Raw genomic sequence first — 1406 nt, 5'->3', positions numbered from 1 at the left:
GCTGCCAGCCGCTGACCGGCCGCTTGGTTTTCGGCCCGCGACGCCGCCACCATGCATTCCAGCAGGTCAGCACCTTCATCGAACATGCGTTCGATTATGCCACATCCCGGCGACAAGTCGGGGTGATGACTACTCCGTGAGCGAGAGCGCCTGACGCGGACACTGGCGGATAGCCTGCCGCACGTCCTCCTCCGTCTCCGGCGTGACGTCCGGCTTGAGAATTCTCAGCACGTCGTCGTCGCCGAGATCGAAGACTTCCGGATTGATGCCCATGCAGACACCGTTGCTTTCGCACAATCCGTAGTCGACTTCTACTTTCACCGAATCACCTTCACCGGAACGTTCTGCCAGCCCGCGACGTTTTGCATGTGGACGCGTTGCAGGCCATCCCAATTCACTTCGTAGCGGGGCATGAAGTCCAGCAGCTTCTCCAGCGCGATCCGGCTTTCCATGCGGGCCAACGCCGCGCCAAGGCAACTGTGGATCCCGTACCCAAGACCAAGGTGCTGCGCCTCGGTCTGGTCGCGATCGATGTCGAACGTGTCCGCGTCGGTGAAGGCGTCGGGATCCCGGTTCGCTGCGGCGCCGATCAAGAACACCGGCTTGCCGGCAGGAATCGTGCCACCGCTGACGTGTGCCTCTTTGAGCGTGTAGCGGACGTTGTATTGGACCGGCCCTTCGTACCGCAACAGTTCTTCGACCGCCGCGGGGACCTTGCTGCGGTCATCAAGCAGCTTCTGCCATTGGTCCGGGTTGCGGGCGAAGATGACCGCCGCGTTGCCAACCAGCTTGGTCACAGTTTCGGCGCCGGCGCCGCCCAAAAGCACGGCGAAACCCGTGATTTCGATATCGTCGAGCTTGCGCATTTGACCGTCATCGCCCGGGATTTCGGCGGCGATGAGCCGGCTGATCATGTCCTCCTGCGGCTCCTCGCGCCGCTGCTGGATCAGGCTGAAGTAATACATTGCGCTGTCGAGGTTGGCCTGCATCCCAGCTTCGCTCCACCCGACCTGTCCCGGTTCACGGTGCAGGCTGGTGTCGATCCAGTGGCGCACTTGCTGCCGGAATTCCTCCGGCACTCCGGCCATGCTGGTGATGACCTCGACGGGGAATGGGCCGGAGAAGTCCTGCACAACATCGAACTGGTCCGGGTTGGCCGCGCTCAGGTACTTCTCGACCAGCTCTAGGACGGTCTCCTTTTGGGATTGGATGGCCCGTGGCGTGAACGCCTTGTTGAGCAGGCTGCGCATGTGGCGATGGTCGGGCGGATCCATGAAGATGATCGATTTCTGGGGCACCTCGCCCGAACGCACCATCGCCAAATCGCAACCGCGGGCCGACGAGTAGGTCTCGAAATCCTTGAATGCGGCCGCCACGTCTTCGTGGCGGGTCAGCGCGTAGAAGTC

2 protein-coding genes are annotated in these 1406 nt (G+C 62.3%); both read right to left on the bottom strand.

What is annotated here, in order from left to right:
- Positions 1–129: 129 nt before the first annotated feature.
- Positions 130–321: a ferredoxin gene (locus tag A5707_RS01415; protein ID WP_082969180.1), complete on the bottom strand. Its 192-nt coding sequence runs from the start codon at positions 319–321 to the stop codon at positions 130–132.
- A partial coding sequence (locus A5707_RS01410) for a cytochrome P450 (protein WP_065012746.1) occupies positions 318–1406 on the bottom strand: 1089 nt, incomplete at its 5' end. The genes A5707_RS01410 and A5707_RS01415, both read right to left, overlap by 4 nt.

It is taken from the genome of Mycobacterium kyorinense (assembly GCF_001672775.1).
Taxonomy (GTDB): Bacteria; Actinomycetota; Actinomycetes; order Mycobacteriales; family Mycobacteriaceae; genus Mycobacterium; species Mycobacterium kyorinense_A.
The sequence above is the reverse complement of the archived record's forward strand: the minus strand, read 5'-3'. Positions and strand labels throughout refer to the sequence as shown.